This is a genomic window from Caloramator australicus RC3 (genome assembly GCF_000297115.1).
GTDB classification, from domain to species: domain Bacteria; phylum Bacillota; class Clostridia; order Clostridiales; family Caloramatoraceae; genus Caloramator; species Caloramator australicus.
On record NZ_CAKP01000097.1, the window covers coordinates 1 to 22,825 of the forward strand.

At 31.3% G+C, this 22,825-nt stretch carries 21 protein-coding genes and 1 pseudogene; 21 read left to right on the forward strand and 1 reads right to left on the reverse strand.

Annotated features, from left to right (window positions below):
* The 3 genes and pseudogenes from CAAU_RS09485 to CAAU_RS09495 form a co-directional block, all read left to right on the forward strand.
* On the forward strand, positions 1-248 hold a 248-nt coding region (locus CAAU_RS09485), incomplete at its 5' end, for a zinc ribbon domain-containing protein (protein ID WP_040306449.1).
* 111 nt (positions 249-359) lie between these two features.
* Positions 360-542: pseudogene (locus CAAU_RS09490) on the forward strand (HAD family hydrolase); the annotation flags it as partial.
* Positions 543-578: 36 nt separating this feature from the next.
* Positions 579-1,229, forward strand: a complete 651-nt coding sequence (locus tag CAAU_RS09495) for a molybdenum cofactor guanylyltransferase (RefSeq protein WP_242822583.1) — start codon at positions 579-581, stop codon at positions 1,227-1,229.
* 38 nt (positions 1,230-1,267) lie between these two features.
* Here the strand turns inward: CAAU_RS09495 and CAAU_RS09500 are convergent, their stop codons facing one another.
* Complete coding sequence (locus CAAU_RS09500; protein WP_008909222.1) at positions 1,268-3,034, reverse strand: M3 family oligoendopeptidase; 1,767 nt, start codon at positions 3,032-3,034, stop codon at positions 1,268-1,270.
* Positions 3,035-3,404: 370 nt separating this feature from the next.
* Here CAAU_RS09500 and CAAU_RS09505 point away from each other — a divergent pair, with 370 nt between their 5' ends.
* From CAAU_RS09505 to ftsX, 18 genes are all read left to right on the forward strand, one after another.
* On the forward strand, positions 3,405-5,243 hold the full coding sequence (locus CAAU_RS09505) for an alpha-amylase family glycosyl hydrolase (RefSeq protein WP_008909223.1): 1,839 nt from the start codon (positions 3,405-3,407) through the stop codon (positions 5,241-5,243).
* A 66-nt stretch (positions 5,244-5,309) separates the two neighbouring features.
* Positions 5,310-8,378 (forward strand): PD-(D/E)XK nuclease family protein, encoded by a 3,069-nt coding sequence (locus CAAU_RS09510; protein ID WP_008909224.1) that lies wholly within the window; start codon positions 5,310-5,312, stop codon positions 8,376-8,378.
* Positions 8,379-8,382: 4 nt separating this feature from the next.
* Positions 8,383-11,604 carry a UvrD-helicase domain-containing protein gene (locus tag CAAU_RS09515; protein ID WP_008909225.1) on the forward strand — a complete coding sequence of 1,074 codons (3,222 nt, stop codon included), beginning with the start codon at positions 8,383-8,385 and terminating at the stop codon, positions 11,602-11,604.
* Between the two features lie 77 nt (positions 11,605-11,681).
* A complete protein-coding gene (locus CAAU_RS09520; protein ID WP_008909226.1) occupies positions 11,682-12,533 on the forward strand; it encodes a formate/nitrite transporter family protein in 852 nt (283 codons plus the stop codon).
* Positions 12,534-12,627: 94 nt separating this feature from the next.
* Positions 12,628-12,942, forward strand: a complete 315-nt coding sequence (locus CAAU_RS09525; protein WP_008909227.1) for a hypothetical protein — start codon at positions 12,628-12,630, stop codon at positions 12,940-12,942.
* A gap of 137 nt (positions 12,943-13,079) precedes the next feature.
* On the forward strand, positions 13,080-13,451 hold the full coding sequence (locus CAAU_RS09530; RefSeq protein WP_008909228.1) for a DUF6514 family protein: 372 nt from the start codon (positions 13,080-13,082) through the stop codon (positions 13,449-13,451).
* 74 nt (positions 13,452-13,525) lie between these two features.
* Positions 13,526-13,888, forward strand: coding sequence for a holo-ACP synthase (locus tag CAAU_RS09535; RefSeq protein WP_008909229.1), 363 nt, complete (start codon positions 13,526-13,528; stop codon positions 13,886-13,888).
* A 1-nt stretch (position 13,889) separates the two neighbouring features.
* The gene (locus CAAU_RS09540; RefSeq protein WP_008909230.1) at positions 13,890-15,413 is read left to right on the forward strand and encodes a bifunctional ADP-dependent NAD(P)H-hydrate dehydratase/NAD(P)H-hydrate epimerase; all 1,524 of its coding nucleotides are present in this window, start codon (positions 13,890-13,892) and stop codon (positions 15,411-15,413) included.
* 138 nt (positions 15,414-15,551) lie between these two features.
* Positions 15,552-16,058, forward strand: coding sequence for an outer-membrane lipoprotein carrier protein LolA (locus tag CAAU_RS09545; protein WP_008909231.1), 507 nt, complete (start codon positions 15,552-15,554; stop codon positions 16,056-16,058).
* A 20-nt stretch (positions 16,059-16,078) separates the two neighbouring features.
* Positions 16,079-17,239 carry an alanine racemase gene (gene alr / locus CAAU_RS09550; RefSeq protein ID WP_008909232.1) on the forward strand — a complete coding sequence of 387 codons (1,161 nt, stop codon included), beginning with the start codon at positions 16,079-16,081 and terminating at the stop codon, positions 17,237-17,239.
* A gap of 134 nt (positions 17,240-17,373) precedes the next feature.
* Positions 17,374-17,697, forward strand: coding sequence for a CopG family ribbon-helix-helix protein (locus CAAU_RS09555; protein WP_008909233.1), 324 nt, complete (start codon positions 17,374-17,376; stop codon positions 17,695-17,697).
* Complete coding sequence (locus tag CAAU_RS09560; RefSeq protein ID WP_008909234.1) at positions 17,657-18,013, forward strand: type II toxin-antitoxin system PemK/MazF family toxin; 357 nt, start codon at positions 17,657-17,659, stop codon at positions 18,011-18,013. Before CAAU_RS09555 ends, CAAU_RS09560 begins: the two co-directional genes overlap by 41 nt.
* 59 nt (positions 18,014-18,072) lie before the next feature.
* Positions 18,073-18,903: a transketolase gene (locus CAAU_RS09565; RefSeq protein ID WP_040306450.1), complete on the forward strand. Its 831-nt coding sequence runs from the start codon at positions 18,073-18,075 to the stop codon at positions 18,901-18,903.
* Positions 18,896-19,834 carry a transketolase family protein gene (locus CAAU_RS09570; RefSeq protein WP_008909236.1) on the forward strand — a complete coding sequence of 313 codons (939 nt, stop codon included), beginning with the start codon at positions 18,896-18,898 and terminating at the stop codon, positions 19,832-19,834. Before CAAU_RS09565 ends, CAAU_RS09570 begins: the two co-directional genes overlap by 8 nt.
* Before the next feature lie 92 nt (positions 19,835-19,926).
* Positions 19,927-20,274, forward strand: coding sequence for a hypothetical protein (locus CAAU_RS09575; RefSeq protein ID WP_008909237.1), 348 nt, complete (start codon positions 19,927-19,929; stop codon positions 20,272-20,274).
* Positions 20,275-20,287: 13 nt separating this feature from the next.
* The gene (locus CAAU_RS09580) at positions 20,288-21,133 is read left to right on the forward strand and encodes a YitT family protein (RefSeq protein WP_008909238.1); all 846 of its coding nucleotides are present in this window, start codon (positions 20,288-20,290) and stop codon (positions 21,131-21,133) included.
* Between the two features lie 113 nt (positions 21,134-21,246).
* On the forward strand, positions 21,247-21,933 hold the full coding sequence (gene ftsE, locus CAAU_RS09585) for a cell division ATP-binding protein FtsE (protein ID WP_008909239.1): 687 nt from the start codon (positions 21,247-21,249) through the stop codon (positions 21,931-21,933).
* Positions 21,917-22,810 (forward strand): permease-like cell division protein FtsX, encoded by an 894-nt coding sequence (gene ftsX / locus CAAU_RS09590; RefSeq protein WP_008909240.1) that lies wholly within the window; start codon positions 21,917-21,919, stop codon positions 22,808-22,810. The genes ftsE and ftsX overlap by 17 nt, the downstream gene beginning before the upstream one ends.
* Positions 22,811-22,825 lie beyond the last annotated feature (15 nt).

Here is a 22,825-nt window from a genome sequence, read left to right on the forward strand (position 1 = left end):
CCAAAGCAATAACAGAAGTATCATGGGCAGAATTTAGAAGGATGTTAGAATATAAAGCAAGATGGTATGGCAGAGAAATAATAATAGCACCACAAAATTATGCATCAAGTCAAACATGTAGTGAATGTGGATATAAAAATCCTGATGTAAAGAATTTAGCATTGAGAGAATGGAAATGTCTAAAGTGTGGTGCAGTTCATGATAGAGATATAAATGCAAGCAAGAATTTGCTAAAATTAGCCATGTGATTGGTATATATGGGGAAGGAACAGCCCTTTGAGCGTGGGTAATCTGGTAACAGAAGTTACCTTGACCACGAAGCCACCACTTCTATAAGTGGGGGTAGTTCACCTGTTGCTATTGGGAATGGAATGAATGATGTTGAGATGTTTAAAGTAAGTGCACTATCAATAGCTGTTATAGGAAAGGAAGGATGCTGCGTAAAAGCACTATTCGAAGCAGATATAGCAGTTAATGATATATTAGATGCCATTGAACTTTTGCTAAAGCCTGAAAGAATAGTTGCTACTTTAAGAAGATAAAGAAATATATATAGCCATTCTAAATGAAAGGCTGGTTTGGCAATTAGTATGTTCTTTGGTGCAGCAAAGCTAAATTCGGACTTATTAAAGGAGGATCCGATGAAATTACTAGGAACAGCAGCCATTTTATGTGGTGGGAAAAGCACAAGAATGGGATTTGATAAATGTAGCATTAAAGTAAAAGACAGGCTATTATTAGATATAATAATTGAAAAGCTTTCACAAGCCTTTGAAGAAGTTATATTAGTAACTAATGATAAGAGTAGGTTTCCTAATTATAAAAATGTTTATGTGGATGAATATAAAGATTGTGGTCCGGCGGGAGGAATTTATACAGCTCTATTATACTCAAAATCAAAATATTTGTTTGTTATAGGCTGTGACATGCCATTTGTTAATTTAGAATACATAAGTTACATGAAGGGATTGATAAAGGAAAATAAATATGATTGTATTTTAACACAAAAGGGGAATTGGGTAGAACCGTTATATGCCTTTTATTCTGATGATATGATTCCTTTGTTTAAAAGGAGTTTAGAGGAAGGTAGATATAAACTTATTGATATAATAAGCAAATCAAACTATTTCATAGTAGAAGAAAAAATAGCACGAAGTTTTTCAAAATATCTTGAGATATTCAGTAATTTGAATTTTATTAGTGACCTTGAAATATTGAAAAAAGTTTAAAGCATGGAGTTAGAATAAAAGGCTGCATGAGCAGCCTTTTATTCTACAAGGGAAATAAATTCTTGGATTTCTTCTTTAATCATTTCTAAAGATTTTCTCCAGAAATCTTTAGAATGAAGATCAAAGCCCATTATTTTGCCAAGGTCATATAGATTATTTTTACCTGTTAAGGACAAAAGCTTATTATAATCATCAACAAAGCTATTACCACGACTTCTGTATTCTGCAATCAGTCCCCTTACGAAAAGTTCACCAAAGGCATAAGGGAAATTGTAGTAGTTAGCATCAGCATAGTAGTAATGGGGTTTGTTTACCCACATATATGGATGTAGATAATTATGATCAAGACCGTCTCCATAGGCTTTTTTCTGGGAGTCTAACATTATTTCTTTTAATTCATCAACGGACAAGGAATGATCTTCTCTTCTTCTGAAAAGTTCATCTTCGAATAAAAATCTTGAGTATATATCAACTATTGTTTGGGTGGAGCTTTGAATAGAATTTTCAAGTATAACTATTTTCTCCTCCTTTGTTGCAACTTTAAGGGCAGCTTCTATAATTAGATTCTCGCAAAAGATAGAAGCAGTTTCTGCAATTGGCATTGGATAGTGTGAATTTGCAAAGGTTTCATTCATTAGGCAGTTGCCATGATAAGCATGACCAAGCTCATGGGCAAGGGTAGTCACATTTGAAAAGCTGCCATCGAAATTAGCAAGTATTCTACTTTCCTTTATAGGATGAAGATTATAACAGAATGCCCCACCGCGTTTTCCTTCCCTTGGCTCTGCATCTATCCATTTGTTTTCAAAGGCGTTATCTGCAAATTCAGATAGTTCTTCGCTAAAGTTTCTAAAGTTATCTACGATGAATTTTCTTGCCTCATTATAACTAAATTTCATATTTACTTTTCCAATAGGTGCAAAAATATCATAGAAGGGTAATCCGTTTTTATGGCCTAATAATTCAGCCTTCTTTTTTAGATATTTTCTAAAGTAAGGAAGGTATTCTTTTATAGCTTCAAGCATTGCATTTAATGTTTCAAGATCCATCCTGCTGCTATCTAAGGTCATTTCAAGAGGTGAAGCATATCCTCTAAGTTTTGCTAAGGTTATAACTTCTCCCTTTATGCCGTTAAGGGCTGCTGCAGAGGAATTTTCTATTTTCTGATATGATTTTAATTCAGCATAATATGCAGTTTTTCTTATGTAAGGATCCTCACTGAAGGCCATATTTCTAACGACAGGAAGTGGAAGTTTTTTGTCTTCACCGTTTAAGCTGATTTCCACAAGATGGGTTGATGTTAAAAATTCTTGAAGTTTTGCCCAGGCATTTGAACCAGTATTTTTCATTTTAGCGATGATTATTTCTTCCTGTTCTGATAACATATGTTTTGATTGATTGAGTAACTCTTTTAGATGAAATTCATGTTCCTTTATAAATTCTGATGAATTAATGACATCATCTAAATTATCTATCGTTTTTAGCCATCGCTTAAATATTACTTCAGGTTCTGTAACTTCAGTAATGATCCTTTCAATTTTTTCAAGGGAATTTAATGCGGATTGATTTTTTGCATCAACGCTTAGAGAAAGTTCAGCATAGGCCATTATTTTGTATACAAGATCTCCCAGCGTATTGGAATGTTTTAAGTAGTGCTCAATTTTTTCTTTAGCATTTTCTGAAGAGTTCAAGTTATTTTTTGCCCATTCCTTTAAATCTTCGATCATTGAAACGACAATTTCATTATCCCGTAAAAATTCGTGGGATTCAAAGGAAGTATAAAGATTATCCAAAGACCACCTCATGTTTATCCCCTCTCTTTTTTAGAAAATTATTACAATATCATTGTAAAATATTGGACAAATATGGTCAATAATAAAAAAGTTTTTATTATTCAGATTGTCGACAAACCATCTTTGGTGTTGAAATTTTGCAAGAGCCCCGTGAATGGATTTTAAAAAGGCATCTCTCATGAGCTCTAGCAATTCTTGCTTTTCGACTTTTGAAAACAAAGAAAAGCTTAGAATTGCTTAGCGAAATGAGCGAATGCCAGGGAAATCCTTCACGGGGCTTATCAAAAAACAACTTTTTCAACAGTCTGAATAATAAAAAAGTTTTTATTATTTTTGTTGTATGTTATAATATAAATGCAAACGATTGCAAAGGAGGATTATTATGCAAATAAATTGGATGGATAGCGTTTTTTCAGATGGTTCAATAAGGTTTGTTAGCAATCCTTTACCTCAGTTGAATGAAAAGATAAGTATTGCAATTAGGATGCTCAAGGATTCACCTGTAGAGAAGGCTTACATAAGGTATACTTTAAATGGAGAGGAAAGAGTTGTTGAATTAGAAGAAAAAGATATAAAGGGTAATTTTATTTATTATTGGACAAGAATAAAAATAGAGGAGCCGGTTTTAAAATACCATTTTATCTTATGCACGAGGGATAATGTTTACTATTATAATCAAATGGGGTTATTTGAACATTTTATAACTGAAGATTATGATTTTAAATTAATTGCTGATTTTGAAAAGCCAAGCTGGGTTGATGATGCTATATTTTATCAAATATTTGTTGATAGATTTTATAATGGAAATACTGAAAACGATGTAAAGGATGGGGAATATACATATAGAGGTTTTAGTTCAAAAAAGATGAATTGGCAAGACAAGCCAGGTAAATATAAAATATATGGTAACTTAGACTTTTTTGGTGGGGATCTTGAAGGTATTGCACAAAAAATAGATTATTTGAAGGAGCTTGGCGTAAATGCCCTTTATTTAAACCCCATATTTGAAGCACCATCAAATCATAAATACGATTGTGCCGATTATTTTAGCGTAGATAAGCACTTTGGGGGTAATAGGGCTATAGAGCAATTAAATAAAAAACTTCATGAGGAAGACATGAAGATAATATTAGATATATCTATAAATCATACCGGTGATACCCATCATTGGTTTAAAGAAAAAAGGGATTTTTATTATTTTTATGATGATGAAAACTATGAATCATGGTGTGGAGTAAAAAGCTTACCCGTTTTAAAATATGAAAATCCTGAAGTCAGGAATGCGATATATAAAGATGAAAAAAGCGTTTTGAAGTATTGGCTAAAAGAACCCTATTGTATCGATGGATGGAGATTTGATGTTGGACACTATACTGCAAAAGTCAAAGGAAGCACGATTTATAGGGAAATCTGGAGGGAAATAAGAAGGGAATTAAAAACCTTAAACAAAGATGCATATTTGATTGCTGAACATTGGACGGATGCAGAGGAGTATTTACAGGGGGATATGTGGGACTCTATCATGAATTATTTTGGATTCTTTAGACCGGTTAGAAAATATTTAGGGGAAAATGATCTTTTTACAGGCTGGAAAATAAAAAATCCTATGAAGACTAAAAATGGAATCAATTTTTCAAAGGAGGTTATGCAGCACTTTGCAAGGCTTCCTTATATAATACAAAGCATGCAATTTAATCTTTTATCCAGCCATGATGTTCACAGATTCCACAATTCTCCTTCTATAAGTAGAAAAAATATATTAACGGGTATAGTTATGCTTCTTACCTTTATAGGAATACCTTGTATATATTATGGTGATGAAATTGGACTTGAAGGGGATTTAGGGGATCTTAGCAATTGCAGATATCCATTTAATTGGGATGAGAAAAAATGGGATAAGGAAATTTATGAAACATATAAAAGGCTAATCGCATTAAGAAGAAAAGAAAAAGTTTTAATTAATGGATCCTTTAAAATTTTAACAGCCGATGACTCTTCAATATCCTATGCAAGATTTAACGAAGATGAAGCTATAATTTTTATAAATTCCCAAGACAAAGAGGAAAGAACTATTTATATTCCATTATTAACAATTGGAGATTTTAATAATTTTGAGGTTATTTTTAATAATGGAGAAGAAAGTGAAATTGCTTATGAAAATGGTTTAATAGTTGTAAATTTAAAACCAGAACAGACTTATTTAATTAAATTTTATAGATAACAAGGTAAATTATTCTTTTGCCAACCACCTTCCAGTTATATTAAAATATGATTGGAGGGTGGTTTTATGTTGGAAAGAGTTATTCAAGCGGTGAAAAATGGTAAAAGGGCAATTTATCTTGCACCATCAAGGGAAGTTATTTCCTCTGTTAGAGAAAGTATAATTGAAATATTAGGTGGTTTATTTTACATAGATGTTATAACCTTTGATGACCTTGCAAGAAATATAGCAAAGGATAAATTGACATCCAAGGAGCTGATTTCAACAGATTCATCTATTGTTATTTTAGAGGAGATATTAAAAAGCAATTCAGATATTGTTCAGTATTATAAAAAGGTATCAGACAAAAAAGGGTTTGTTGTAAGCATTTATAATACTATAAGGCAAATAAAGAAGGCAAATCTAACACCGGAAGAATTTCTAGAAAAGGTTAATAAAATCGATGATGAGATAATAAAGCTAAAATCAAAGGATGTATATGAGGTTTATAAAACTTATAATTCAAAACTAAAAGAGCTGAATCTTTATGACATGGATGATGTAATAAAGGAGGCTATAGACAATATACCCTATTCAAATTATTTAAGGGATATTGACGTTATATTTTTAGACGGATATTTAGATATTTTTAAAAATGAAGAAAAGCTATTAAAAGAAATAAAGAAGAATTATCCATCCATTGAGTTCTATGGGAAAATTCCTCTAAAAACCAATACTATAGAGTCATTTATTAAGGATGAAATCTTGAGGGTTTATAAAGAAATAGGAGCAAATGTTTATTATAACGATGTCCAAAATAAATTTACTAATTTAGCAAAATCTTTATTTACCTTTGAAAAAACGAACATAGAAATAGATGCATATAAATTAATAAATGCACCCTGTATAGAAGATGAGATAAGACAGGTTGCAAAAATGATAAAAGATATTTTATTAAATGAAAAGGTGGATTTGGATAAAATAGCTTTAATAACTAATGATATGGAAGACTATGAAGATTATATTATAGAAATATTTGATGAATATGAAATTCCTGTAATGTTATCAGTTCATGAAAAGCTATCTAATGTTCCTCTTATTAGAAATATTTTAAATTTAATAAGTTTAAAAATTGAATTTTATGATGCAAATAAGTTAGAGGATATTCTTTTATCTCCTTATATCTTTGATATAGATGATAAACAAGTTTTAAGGCAAATCCTAAAGGAGGTTTTTAAGGGAGAAAACATAGCTGAATACATTGATAAGCTTATTGAAAATGATGCCGAAAATAAAGAAAAGCTTATACAATTAAGGGCTCTATTAGATGACATTGCAAATTTAATTAATTTTAATGATGAGGGATATTTTAAGGAATTTAAAGATAATATAGTTGATTTAATTGACAAGCTTAAAATAAAACACAGAATAATAAATGCATATAATAGCGGATTAATCGATCTTGATATTATGACAAGGGATCTAAAAGCCCTGCTAGGCTTTTTAGAATTATTAGAGGACCTTCAAAATGTTTATAAATTCGTAGAAAATAAAATAAATTTTGAGGATTTTTTAGAAATAATTAAAGAGAATATAATAAATTCAACAGTAACGATCAAAACGAAACCAAGCTATGGTGTAAAGGTATTATCTCCAGACCTTATTAGAGGAACAAATTATGATTATGTATTTATATTAGGGCTTAATGAAGGAATTTTCCCAAAGGCTATTAATCCTATAGGTATTTATACAACAAAGGAAAAGGAAATGCTAAGCAGCATTGGAATTAATTTGGGGACAAAGTCCTTTGAAGATGAAAAGGAGAAAATAAGATTTATTCTATCAATTGCTTCAGCTAAAAAGGGACTTGTTTTGAGTTATAGAACATCAAAGGAGGATGGATCCTATACTATAAAATCTCAATATTTGGATGAAATAATATTTGTCTTGGACTTAAACAAGAAAATAAATGGAATAAGCCCAAGATGCATGAGGGACAGATTTAGATTTAAAGCAACTGATATTTATACAAAAAAAGAATTTATCAGCAGCTATTCTATTGGTTTAAATATAAAAGAAATTGAAGATGCTTTGACAGGGTTTTTAGATTTACATCATATTAAAGCTCATATTGATAAAGGAAGATATATTGAAAGATTAAGATGGATAGAAAAAAGTTTTTCTAATTTTGATGGTTTGATTGGAAGGGAAAAGGCTAATATTTTTAATGAAGAATACCCCTTTAATGCATCAAAAATAAATTATTATTCTAACTGTCCGTTCAAATTTTATGTTGAAAATTTACTTCAAATAGAGAACGAAGAGGAGGATGATTTATTTTCAAGCATATCGGAAGGTAATATTTTTCATGAGGCTTTAAAGGAATATTATAAATATTTTATTGATAGAAACTATGAGATTGAATATGATGAAGATTTCATTGAGGATATAATTGAAATATTGATGAACAAAAAGGGATTTTTTGAAGAAAACATTTTATATAAAAGAAAAAAGCAAGAAATATTAGATGTAATCAAAAACTTTTTAAAAACTGATATAGAATTTATAAATTCTGCTAATTTAAGGCCTATTTTATTAGAACATTCCTTTATTTCAAACGATATTATAAATGGAGTAAAGATAAAGGGGAGAATAGACAGAATTGATATGGAAATAATTAACGGTGAACCTACAGGATATTTCGTTATATATGATTATAAAACAGGGGATGTTTCAAAGAAGAATTTACCTGGGCTCTTAAAGGGAACTGATGTTCAAATTGCAATTTATTCCTATGTCGTTGAAAAAATATTAAGAGAAAAAGGATTTAATCCAAAATTTATAGCTCTTTTATATTACAGCATAAGCAAAACGGCTAAGGACGGTAAACCAAGATTCAGCGGGATCATTATTGAAGAGACTAAGAAGAAAATAAATGTTGCTGGTTCTACTGCCACTTTAATACATGAAAATCTCGATGTAGTCCTTGAACATATAATGAAAAATTTTATTGAAGCAAGAATTGAAAAAATAAGAGATGGGGACTTTATTCTTCCACTTGATTGCCCTAACAATAGAGAATATAGTAAATTCAACTGCCCCTTTGAAGGTGTGTGTAGATTTGATTTTGATAGAATAGCACAAAAGGTTAGGTGATGTTATGGATATTAATTTTATAAAAGAAGTTTATGAGGTAAATGATGAACAGGCAAGGGCCCTTGATATAAACAAAAACATAGCCCTCCATGCCGGGGCAGGATCTGGAAAAACAAGAGTTTTAACAAGGAGATTTTTAAGGATTTTATTAGAAGAAAACTGTGGAGTAGACGATATAGTTGCTATTACCTTTACGAAAAAGGCAGCCCTTGAGATGAAGGAGAGGATATTAGATTTAGTTAATCAGTTTCTAATGAAGGGTGAGGATAGTTTAAAAAATAAATTAAAAGGAATCAAAGAAAATTTGGATGGAGCAAATATTTCAACCTTTCACAGCTTTTGTGACAAGATTATAAGGGAATATTATTATAAAATTGGTCTTGAACCGATGTATCAGATAATCGAAGAGGTTGATTCAGAAACAATTTTATCGAAATTAACGGGTGAAATTCTAGAGGAGTTTTTAAGGGATAAAAGATATTTTGAAAACTTTGATTTTTTATTTGATGAATTTGGAGTAGATTATGTTTCGAGTGGGGCTTTAGGTTTTGAAGTTAGAAAAATATATAAAAAAATTAGAGAAAAGGCAGATGATATTGAAACAAAGGTAAGGAAAATAACCTGTGATAATTTAATTAGGTTTTATGGAATTAATAATGAAACTTTAAATAAATATCAAAAGATTCAAGGCCTATTTTTGGAACTAATTAATGAGCTTGATAAAAGATATACGGCTTTTAAGCTTCAGGAGGGACTTGTGGATTTTAATGATTTGGAAATATTTTCTTTAAAACTTTTGACGGATTATAAAGAAGTTAGGGAAGCTTTAAGAAAAAGATATAAATATTTCTTAGTAGATGAATTTCAAGATACAAATGATATTCAGTTAAATATTCTTTATAATCTTGTGGCTGATGATGAAGGAAAAATTGAAAATGGAAAGCTATTTGTCGTTGGGGATATAAAACAGTCCATATATGCTTTTAGAGGAACTAACTATAAAGTATTTGATAAAATAACTAAGAAAATTCAGGAGAATGGGGATAAGCTCCTTTTATCGACTAATTATAGATCCCATGATAGTTTAGTTAAAATAATCAATGAACTTTTTAATGATTTGCTACCTAATTATGATTCATTGATTGCTTCTGGAAATATTGATGGGGAGGCCTTGTTTGATTTTTGCTTTTTTGAAAAGGAGGAAACGACTTCTAATCAAAAGAGCAATGAGGCTGATATTATAAAGAAAAAATTAAAATCAGAAAAGGTTACATTAGATGAACTTAAGGTTTTTTGTGAAAACGACAATATATGTGCAAGAGGTAGAAATGAAGAACTAAGTTATATTATCCAAAAGATAAGGGAACTTATTGAGAAAGGGTTTGAATATAAGGAAATTGCTATCCTTTTAAGGGATAGGAGCAATATAGATGAGTTTGAAAGGGAACTTAAAAAGAACAATATCCCATATACTTTAGTTGGTGGGATTGGATATTTTGAAAGGCAAGAAATAATGGATATTATAAATATCATAAAATACTTTTATAATCCTAATGATGAAGTTGCCCTTTTAGGTTTTCTAAGGAGCCCATATGTAGGAATATCAGATGATCTTGTTGTTGAGGTAATAGATGAAATTAGAAAAGGTAATGATTTAGCTAAGATATCAACAAGGGAAATCTTTGATGATGTAACGAAAACGATTTTAAAACAAATAGATTACATTAAAAAGTTGGTTCCTTTTTATACTACAACCAGATTAGTAAAAACTGTCATAGAAGAGTTTAAAATTAAAGAGATACTTTTAGCACAAGAGGGAGGAATTCAAAAATACAGAAATATTGAAAAGTTCGTTGAGATAGTAAGAGATTTTGACAGCAAGGGCATTTTTACTCCCTTTGATTTTATAGACTATATAAACAATCTAAAAACCATATCTACAAAGGAGGGGGAAGCCTTTTTAGATACTGAAGAAAGCGATGCGGTAAAGATTATGACTATCCATGCATCAAAGGGTCTGGAGTTTGAAGTAGTTTTTGTTCCTGGACTTGATAGAAAGTTAAAAAATGAGTATAAAGGAAACTTTGTTTATGATGATGAGTATGGAATAATAGTTTATCATGAATTAAAGGATGTAGAAGATAATTTATTTAAAAAAATAAAGCAAAGGATTGATGAAGATGAAATGTATGAAGAGTTAAGAATTCTTTATGTTGCAGCAACAAGGGCAGTAAGGGTTTTAGCTCTTTCAGGATATAAAAAGGATGAAAAGGCAGTAACTTACATAAGTAAATTAACAGAAAAAAATTTATATGAATTTAAAAATCTAACAAGCCAATTTGAAAATTTTAAAAAAGTAAAAGAAAAAATGCCAGTCGAAGAAACAGAAGAAAAGATAGATTTATGTAAAAAGTTAAGTTTTAAAATAGATTTTTCATCTAAGGCTACGATTAGTATTTCGAGATATATGACATATAAAGAGTGCCCAAGAAAGTATTACTTTAAATATATAGCCAAGATAGACCAAGATGATTTATTAGATTATTATGAGGATCTAAGTGAAAAAGAGGGGATAAAACTGATTAATTCCATGAAAAAGGGGACTTTAATTCACAGTATTTTAGAAGATTTAACTAAAAATGCAGAATATAGCATTCGAAAAAAAATTAAAGAGGTATTAGGGGCTGAAAGCCAAGAAGTAAAAGAAGAAGTTGAAAGATATATTGATAATTTTCTAATAATAGAGGAAGAATACAAGTCTTTATGTCGTGGTAATAAAGTGAAAAGCGATGCAGAGTTGAGCTTTAAAGTTCCCCTACCAAACAGTAGCTTATCCGTTTTTGGGATAATAGATAGGGTAGATATTTTTGAGGAGGACGGTAGCTTAAATATTAATATAATTGATTATAAGACTAACAAGATAAAGAGGGATGAGGACATAAATAAAATAATTGAACATTACAGGCCACAATTTATGATTTATTCCTATGCTTATAATGCTTTTTTAAATAACTTATCGATAGGATTAAAGAAAATAAATAATTATTTATACTTACTTGATATAGGTAAAATAGTTAAGATTGATTATAGTCAAGAAGATTTAGAGTTTATTTTAAATGACATTAAGAATATATTTTCAAACATAGAAAAATCAAATTTTAATGATTTTAAATCTTTAGGATGCATTGGAAATTGCAAATATAATGTTTTTTGTGGTCTAAAATAAAAATTGAATATGAATAAAAAATAAAGTATAATTTTGAATAGGTTTGTTTTTTTAATCTATATTGAAAGGAGAATAATATGGAAAAACGAATGTTAACGCCGCCTGAAATAGTGGATGAGGCAATTAATGTAGGTGTGAAAAAATCTAAAGGAAGCTTTTATACTACTCTTTTAGGTGCAATTTTGGCAGGGGCATATGTAGCCCTTGGAGCAGTTTCGGCTGCAGCAGCATCCCATAGTATAGAAAATTATGGACTTGCAAAATTTGTTGCAGGAGCGATATTCCCTGTTGGCCTTATGATGATTATTTTTAATGGTGCAGAATTGTTTACTGGAAACACGTTATTGCTTGTTGGACATAAGGATGGGAAGATACCCTTTACTAAAGTTTTAAGAAACTGGGGAATCGTTTATTTAGGTAATATCATAGGCTCTATCTTAATTGCATATTTAGCCTATGCAGGTGGGGTATTTGATGCTAACGGAGGGAAGCTTGGAGGCTATTTTATTAAGATTGCTGCATATAAAGGAGGACTTAAATTTTCCACTGCCTTCTTCAGCGGTATTTTGTGTAATATAGTAGTTTGTCTTGCTGTTTGGGCTCAATATGCTGCAAAGGATATAATATCCAAGGTATTTGCAATATGGTTCCCTATTATGGCCTTTGTAGTTGCTGGATTCGAACACAGCGTTGCCAACATGTTCTATTTTACTGCAGGTATTTTGGCAAAATTAAACCCTGCTTATGCAGAAGCATTACAACTTCATTCGGACAAGCTTGCTAAGGTAGATATAGTTCATGCAATTTCAAATATCATTCCAGTAACATTAGGGAATATTGTTGGTGGAGGAGTAATAGTTGGTTTATCATATTATTATTTATATAAAAAGTCATTAGTAAAGGTTGAAAATGTTCAAAAGGCAATGTAGATTATAAAAAAGATTTTTGAGCAGAGGGTAAATTCCCTCTGCTTACATTTTTTGTAGAGTTTTGGGCAGACTATAAAAACAGGGAGGTGACAAAATGGATAAATATAGAATTAATGAAGCTTTTATAAGCAACACCTATCCGCCAATAGCCTTTCATGTAAACGACATAAATAACAGCAAGATTCAGCATGATTCCTATGAGGTTTATGTAGATGGTGAGTATATAGGAGAGAAAATTTTATTTGCCCAAAACGAAAAACCTGAAGATATACCTGCATATTTAACAAAAGAAGGATATAAAGATTTTCAATTCCAGATAGAAGGTAGTAAAATATTTATAAATACTATTAATAGAAAAATCTCAGAAGAAATGAGAAATCACTTGGAGGTATATTTGAATATTAAATAATAAGAATGAGGAAAATTATGTTGCATAGTGTCGTATTTTATAATATTTTTTTAGCATTTTCATCCTAAATTACAACAAATTTTTGAGGTGATAAATGATAAAATTTATTCAAAAGAAAATTATGTGGGGTGGGGAGAATGCAAATTAAAACAGAGCTTTATCACTGTTATGTGGTTGATGATAATTTTAGAAACATATTGTTTAGATATTACTTAGTTGAAACCAGCAAGCTAATAAATTTCAAGGAATATTATGTTAATGTTGTTGGATATGGTGTAAGTATAACATCAGAAGAAGTAGTAGAGGAGACTGGAGAAATTTTATATGAGGAAACAGTAGAATTTGTTACTCCATACAAGGAGAAAATGGTAAAGCTTATTGATGAACTTGCAAGAAATCAAGTATCGCCAGTTCATTTGATTGATGTAATTGGAGAAATATGCGATGATTGGTCCTCTGATTTTGATGAAGACTTGAAACAAAAATATATAAAATATGCAATAGCTTAAATATGGAGAATTTTCTCCATATTTTTGCTTTTTGCAACAATTTATTTTATAATTTAAGTAAGGAGAAGGTGAGTATGATAATTGGGGTTGGAGTAGATATAATTGAAATAAAAAGAATCAAAAGGGCTATAGAAAGGAATAAAAGATTTTTACTAAAGATATATTCTGAAAAAGAATTAGAAGAGTTAAAGAAAAAAAATATAGAAAGCTATGCAGGTTACTTTTCAGCAAAGGAAGCTGTATCAAAGGCTTTGGGAACAGGTATTTTAAATTTTAAGTGGACTGACATAGAAATAGTAAAAGAAAATTCAGCTCCAAAGGTTGTTTTGAATAATAATGCAAAAAAGATTGCAGAACAAAAAGGGATAAAAAGGATCCATATATCGATATCACATTCTAGAGAATATGCTACTGCTTTTGCAGTTGCGGAGGGATAAGATGAAGGTTGTTAATGCAAATGAGATGAGGGAAATAGATAAAAGGGCAATAGAAAAATATAAAATACCTGGGATTATATTAATGGAAAATGCAGCTTATGCACTTTTGGAGGAAATAGAAAGATTAAATGGAAAAAGAATAACAATTGTTTGTGGAACGGGTAATAATGGTGGAGATGGTTTTGCCCTTGCAAGACTTTTACTTATAAGAGGTTATGATGTAGAAGTTTTTTGTTTTTCAGATCCTGAAAAGGTAAAAGGGGATGCTAGGATAAATTTAGATATTTTATTAAATATGGGGATAAAAGTTTATAATGATTTAAACAAACTGGAAAATAGCATACGATATTCTGACGTTGTTGTAGATGCTCTTTTAGGAACAGGATTATCAGGAGAGGTTAAAGAGGAGTTAAAAAATGTTATTGATGCCATTAATAAAGGCAGATTGAAACTTTCAGTGGATATTCCATCAGGAATAAATAGCGATACAGGAAGTATTATGGGAACTTGTGTATTTGCAGATATTACAGTAACTTTTGAATGCTTAAAATTAGGACATATCCTATCAGAAGGTAAAGAAGCCTCTGGAAAGGTTATAGTTAAAAAAATTGGTATTCCTGTTAGTTGTATTGAAGAGCAAAGTGTTAAAATATTTACGAGCGATAAGGAATACCCAATATCTCTAATTAAAAAAAGAAGGTTGGATACTAATAAAGGTGATTATGGAAAGGTTGCAATTATTGGTGGTAATTATAAAATGTCAGGAGCTATAATACTTGCTTTAAAGTCAGCATTAAGAAGTGGTGCAGGACTTGTTTGTGGGGTTTTTCCAAAAACTATTTTGGATAGAGTAGGGGCATTAGTTCCAGAGGCAGTATATTTTCCATGTGAAGAGAAACATGAACATATATTTTTAGATGATTATTGTTTAAATATTTTATTTCAAAAGTCAAATGCTATTGCATTTGGAGTTGGCATAGGGAACTTTGATGAACTTTTACACCCGTTGCAATATATTCTAGAACATTATGAAGGCCCTTTAGTGATTGATGCGGATGGACTTAACGTCCTATCAAGAAATAAAACTATATTAAAATCGGCAAAATCTAAAGTTATATTAACTCCGCATCCAGGTGAAATGTCAAGATTAACTGGTTATGATATCGATTATATAAACAAAAACAGGATAAATGTAGCAAAAAGTTTTGCAAAGGAGTATAATTCAATTGTTCTTTTAAAAGGCTCTAGTACTGTTGTTACTGATGGAGAGTTTATATATATAAATAGAACTGGTAATCCTGGTATGGCAACGGCAGGAAGCGGAGATGTGTTAACTGGAGTTTTAGTTTCACTTTTAGGGCAGGGATATAGTCCCTTTGAAGCTGCAATATTAGGTAGTTTTATTCATGGAATATCTGGAGACAGGGCATATCAGAAGCATGGCTATGGATTAACGGCTATGGATTTGGTTGATAATTTGGGATTTTTATTTAAAAAAGACATAGGCAGTATAAAATTAGAATAATATTTTATTGAAATAAGATTTATGGTGATTTTGTGTTCTATAAAAAAGTTATCTTTTTGGTTATAATTATTTTTGTTTTTTTTTACATCCTGTTCGAGAAAAATTGCTTATGAAGACGTAAAAAAGAGATTACAAGAGATGAAAAGCTATGCAACACAAGCAGACATAGATATATATGGAAACAAAGGAGTTTCACATTATAAAGTTGTTCAGTATTTTAAAGAGCCTAATTTTATTAGAATTGAAACAATTGTTCCATCCTTTTTAAAGGGGAAAATATTGATATATGATGGAAAAAGATATACAATCTACCACCCGATGATTGAACAAAGGTATTTTCTTGAAAATTTAAAAGATGATGATGTTTTTATATTTTTAGGGGTTATCGACAAAAGGATTTTTTTAAAGGAAAATTCGATCTTTAGCAGTAAAAGGGTTGATGGAAAAGAATATATTACGATAAAAAGTGAGCTTGATGAATCGAGTGCTTATCGTAAATATGTAGAGATATATTTTAATTCTGTAAATTTAATACCTGAGATAATGACCTTTTATGATGAAAAGGAAAACATAAGGGTAAATATCGTTTACAAAGAGTTTAAATGCAATCCTACAATTCAAGAGGGGTTATTTAAAATACAATAGACAAAGCAGGGGGGAAGGGTATGTTTGACAACGTAAGACCATATTATGCAGAAATAAACCTTGATAATTTTAGGCATAACTTCAGGGAGGTTAAAAGGTTAGTTAAGGACAGAAAAATATTTGGAGTTATTAAAGCAGATGGATATGGACATGGTGCTGTGGAACTTGCAAGGGTTTTAGAAGAGGAAGGTGCTGACTTTTTTGCAGTTGCAGTAATAACAGAGGCCATTGAACTTAGAAAAAATGGCTTTAAAAGGCCTATTTTAGTTATGGGATTTACACCTCCAACCTTTGCAAAAGAAATTGTAGAGTATGATATTACACAGGCAGTATTCAGTTTTGAGGTAGCAAAGGCATTATCAGATGAGGCTGTAAAGCAAAATAAAGTGGCAAAGATTCATATTAAGATTGACACAGGAATGGGAAGAGTAGGGTTTATTCCTAACGAAAAGGCTTTAGATGAGATAGAAAAAATTAATAATCTGCCCAACTTAAAATTAGAAGGAATTTTTAGTCATTTTTCATCCGCAGATGAAAAGGATAAGTCCTTTACTAATTTGCAACTAGATCGTTTCATAAAGACCATAAAAGCTTTAGAGGAAAGAGGTATTACATTTGAATTAAAGCATCTAGCTAATAGTGCCGGGATTATAGATGTAGAGGAGGCTTATTTTGATGCTGTAAGGCCGGGAATTATGCTCTATGGTTATTATCCTTCAAATGAAGTTGATGTTAATAGGGTTGATCTAAAGCCTGTAATGATGTTAAAGGCTAAAATTGTTCATGTCAAAGAAGTTGATAAAGGAACTCCAATAAGCTATGGTAGAAGGTTTATTACAGAAAGAAGAAGTAAGATTGCTACACTACCCTTTGGATATGCTGATGGGTTTACAAGGCTATTTTTTCAAAAGGCACAAGTTATAGTAAACGGTGTTCTTGCGCCTGTGGTAGGTAGAATATGTATGGATCAATGCATGATAGATGTAACTGATTGTGGAAATGTTAATGTAGGTGATGAGGTAATCATTATGGGAAATTTTAATGAAATTAAAAACGATGCAGATGTATTAGCTCAAAGGCTTGGAACAATAAGTTATGAAATTTTATGTATGGTTTCAAAGCGTGTTCCAAGGGTTTATGTAGAGAAGGGGAAAATAGTAAAAATAAAAAATTATGTGTGACATAATTTTATAATAACATGGAAACAATGTTAAAGAGGTATAAATATTTCTACTTGTGGCAATTATAAAGTAGTGTTATAATAAAGTGAGTATTTATAAGATACATAGGTTAATTGTTTTTAGGAGGTAATACGATGGCAAACAATAAAAAGATCCTAATTAGCCTCCCTGAATATTTACTAGATGAATTAGATGAATTTGTAAATATAAATACCTTTAAAAATAGAAGCCAATTAATAAGAGAAGCAATCATATCATATATAAAGGAGCGCAAGAGAATAGAAATGATTGAAGCTATGAAAAATGGTTATGTTGAAATGGGAAAAATAAATATAGAGCTTGCAGAATGTGGTATTACTTTAGAATGTGAAGAATTAGCCGAATATGAAGCAAGTTTGGCGGAGAGTGATAATTCAAATGGCTCAACCTGTGAAAAGAGGAGATATATTTTATGCTGATTTGAGCCCAGTTGTTGGCTCGGAACAAGGCGGGGTAAGGCCTGTTCTTGTTATACAAAACGATATTGGAAATAAATATAGTCCGACGGTCATCGTTGCTGCTATAACATCTCAAATTAATAAGGCTAAATTGCCGACACATGTAGAGATTAGTAGCGATGAGTATGGTTTAAATAAGGATTCTGTTATTTTACTTGAACAGATAAGAACAATAGATAAAAGGCGCTTAAGGGACAAACTTGGTCATATTAGTGATGAAATGATGAAACAGGTGGACTATGCCCTTAAGATAAGTTTAGGGCTTGTTGATATATAGGGCACTTAAGATTATTCTTAAGTGCCTATCAATATGTAAAATCATACCAGGGAGGGAAGATGATGAGAGATATCCAAAAGCTTAAGGAAATAGCAGTAACCTTAAGAAAAGACATCATTAAAATGCTTACAGAATCAGCATCCGGTCATCCAGGAGGTTCATTATCAGCAGTAGAAATATTGACTGCTCTTTATTTTAGTGAAATGAGGGTGGATCCTAATAACCCTAGATGGGAGGATAGGGATAGATTTGTATTATGCAAAGGACATGCGGCACCTGTTCTTTATGCTGCCCTCGCAGAAAAGGGATTTTTTGATAAGTCCCATCTAATGACATTAAGGAAATTAGGATCAATACTACAAGGACATCCTAATATGAATGATACACCAGGTGTAGATATGTCAACAGGGTCATTAGGTCAGGGGCTATCGGTTGCTAATGGTATGGCCCTTGCAGCAAAGCTCGATAATAAGGATTATAGAGTTTATGCACTATTGGGCGATGGAGAAATAGAAGAGGGACAGGTTTGGGAAGCCGCAATGACAGCTGCTCACTATAAACTTGATAATTTAACAGCCTTTTTAGATCACAATGGCTTACAAATAGATGGTCAAGTTACTGAAGTAATGAACGTAGAGCCGGTAGATGAAAAGTTTAAAGCCTTTGGATGGCATGTTATTGTAATTGATGGACATAATTTTGAAGAGATATTTAAGGCTATTGATGAAGCAAAGTCAGTAAAAGGGAAACCTACAATGATTATAGCAAACACTGTAAAGGGAAAAGGCGTATCATTTATGGAAAACGCTGTAGGTTGGCATGGAACAGCACCAAGCAAAGAACAATGCGAAGAGGCTTTAGCTGAACTTGGAGGTGAAAACAATGCCTAATTTAGCAACTAGAGAGGCTTACGGTAAAGCTCTTGTAGAACTTGGAAAGGAAAATAGAAATGTAGTTGTTCTTGATGCAGACCTTTCTAAATCTACAAAAACTGCTGATTTTGCAAAGGTTTTTCCAGAAAGATTTTTTAATATAGGTATAGCAGAGGCAGACCTTATGGGAACTGCGGCAGGACTTGCAACATGCGGTAAAATTCCATTTGCCAGCACCTTTGCAGTATTTGCAACAGGAAGAGCCTTTGAACAGATAAGAAATTCAATATGTTATCCTAATTTAAACGTTAAGATTGCAGCAACACATGCCGGTATAACAGTAGGAGAAGATGGAGCATCCCACCAATCTATAGAGGATATATCTCTTATGAGAACAATTCCAAATATGACTGTTATTGTTCCATGCGATGATGTTGAAACAATGGCAGCAATAAAGGCTGCAGCAGAATACGTTGGACCTGTTTACATTAGGCTTGGACGTTCATCAGTTCCGACAATCAATGATGAATATACATATAAATTCGAAATAGGAAAGGCAGTTAAATTAAGAGAAGGTAAAGATGTAACGATTTTTGCAACAGGAATTATGGTGAGTGAGGCTCTGAAGGCTTATGAAATGCTAAAGGAAAAAGGTTTTGAAGCTGAAGTTATAAATATCCATACGATAAAACCAATCGATGCTAAGGCAATAGTTGAATCGGTAGCTAAAACAGGCTGCGCTGTAACATGCGAAGAACACAATATTATAGGTGGTCTTGGAAGTGCTGTTTGTGAAGTTCTTGCTGAAAACAAACCTGCACCAGTTGTTAGGGTTGGAGTTAAGGATACATTTGGCCAATCAGGAAAGCCAGCAGAACTTATGAAACATTATGGTCTTACTGCAGAAAATATAGTAGAGGCCGCTTTAAAGGCGATGAGCAAAAAGTAGTATTCCGGGGTTTTCCCCGGATTTTTTGTCGATAAGCTAGTTGTTTAACTTATAAAAATATGGTATATCTATAATAACGGGGGGATAAATAAATGAAAAAAATAAGATTATTCATTAACGACGCTTTAAAAGCTATGGGAATAGGGTTTGCTATATCATTAATAATTTTGTCTATTTCCTGGGCAATATGTTTTATTGTGTATAAAGGTAATACATTTTTAGTGTTTAATGGTGTCAAAAATTCTATTTATTATATTGGTATTTTAATTCTATTTTTAAGTGCGGCATTTTTTATTCAGAGGGACGCTACAAGACCTTTAAACTATGAAGATGAATGGAAAAAGCATTTTAAAGTTTTAAATCTTGGATTTGTTATATTGTTTATTGGAATTGCTATTAACGTTGCTGGAATGGTAATTCAAAATATAATAGAAAAGTGAAGGAGGGACAGATTTGAAGAAAATTAAGGAATATATTTTAATAACAATAGGATTAGTTTTTGTAGCAGCAGGTATTGAATATTTTTTGGTGCCTAATGATTTGGCTGCAGGTGGAGTTAGCGGTCTTGCTATTGTTATAAATTATTATTTTCCCTCTATATCTGTTGGAACCTTTATGCTTGCTGCAAATATAATATTATTTTTTGTAGCATTTATATTAATTGGCCCAAGTTTTGGGGCAAAAACGATTTATGCAAGTTTAGGATTATCTGGAATTATATGGGTAATGGAAAAATTTTTCCCTATAGCAAAGCCTCTTACAAATAATCTCCTTTTAGAACTTATATATGGCATTTTAATTTCCGGAGTTGGTATGGGAATTGTTTTTAATCAGAATGCTTCAACGGGTGGAACTGATATCATAGCTAAAATTTTAAATAAGTTTTTCCATATTAACATTGGAAAAGCACTTTTAATTTCAGATTTAGTTGTAACTTTAGGTGCTTTAATAACCTTTGGTGCTGAAAAGGGTATGTATGCTCTTTTAGGCGTAATATTAAATGGAGCGGTAATTGATGAGGTTATACAAGGTATAAATACAGTGAAGGAAGTAAAAATAATAAGCAGTAAAAATGAAGAAATCAAAAAATTCATATTAGATGAATTAGGAAGAGGAGTTACAATATATTATGCCCGTGGTGGTTTTACTAATGAAGAAAAGGATATGCTGGTAGTTTTATTAAGTAGAAGAGAATTTATTAAACTTAGGGAGTTTATAAAAGATATCGATGAAAGGGCTTTTATAACTGTAAGCAATGTCCATGAGGCCTTTGGAGAGGGATTTAAAAGTTTTGATTAATGCTCCGACACAAAATTTTGGTGTCGGAATTTTTTTGTTGCAAATTGTTAAATAACAAAATATTTTGTGTTATAATACATGTAGGACAAAAGTCGAAGCAAGGAGATGTGTGTATGATAGAGTTTAAGAATATTTCAAAGGTATATGGAAATAATCATATAGCACTTTCAAATATAAACTTAAATATTAAAAAGGGAGAATTCGTATTTTTAGTTGGGCCAAGTGGAGCAGGCAAAACAACATTTATTAAGCTTTTATTAAAAGAAATTGAACCGACAAACGGTGAAATTATTGTAAATGGAACCAATATTACACAGCTTAAAAGAAAAAAGATACCTTATTATAGAAGAAACATTGGGGTGGTTTTCCAAGATTTTAGACTTTTATCGGACAAGACTGTTTATGAAAATATAGCCTTTGCTATGGAGATTGCTGATGTAAGCTCAAAGGATATAAAAAGAAGGGTTCCGCAGCTTTTAGCTCTGGTAGGTTTAATTAATAAAGAAAAACTCTATCCTCATCAATTATCCGGCGGTGAGCAGCAAAGGGTTGCTATTGCAAGGGCCCTTGCGAATAACCCAAGTTTAATTATTTGTGATGAGCCAACGGGAAATCTTGATCCGGATAATTCATGGGCGATAATGGAGCTTTTGAATGAGATAAACAAAAGTGGGACAACCATTGTTATGGTAACCCATGCCAAGGATATAGTTGATAGAATGAAAAAAAGGGTAATTGCACTTGAAAAGGGAGTTATAATCAGAGACGAACAAAGGGGCGTTTATGGATATGAAGATTAAAAGGATTAAGTATTATTTTATAGAAAGCATTAAAAATTTAGCAAGAAACAGGGTTATGGTTGTTGCATCAATAGGAACTGTTGCAGCATCACTATTTATATTAGGTATATTTCTTATATTGGCTTTAAATGTCAATAATGCAGCTGAAAGCATAGGAAAGACTTTAGAAATAAAGGTGTATTTAAAGGATGAAGTAACTACCCTAAAAAGGATGGAACTTGAAAGAGATATTAAAAATATAAAAGGTGTAACTGAAGTGGTTTATATCTCAAAGGAACAGGCATTAGAGGATTTAAAGAAAAAGCTTGGTGAAAACAAAGCTATTGCAGAGGGATTTGAAATGGATAATCCTCTGCCACAATCTTTTGTAATCAAAGTTGAGAAACCCGAACTTATATCAAAGGCATCATATGAAATATCAAAATTAGATGGTATTGAAAAGATATATGATGGGAAAGGCATAGTTGAAAAATTAATTAAATTTACCAATATAGTAAGAGTAGCAAGCTATTTTCTTATGGGAATCCTTGCAATAATTTCAACCTTTTTAATATCAAACACAATAAAACTTGCTGTTTATGCAAGAAGACGTGAAATAAGTATAATGAAATATTTAGGGGCAACCGATTGGTTTATAAAGTGGCCTTTTGTAATCGAAGGAATTTTATTAGGACTTTTAGGGTCTGTATTGTCAATTTTAGTTTTGTTTTTCTCATACCAATACTTAACAAACAATGTATCTTTGAATTTACTTTTATTTAATTTTGTTTCAGCTCAAAGCCTTTTATCTTTTATATTACAAAAATTTATCCTAATGGGAGCATTGATTGGAGGTTTTGGAAGTTATTTAGCAGTTAAAAGATACCTTGTTTTATAAAATTCCGATGGGGGG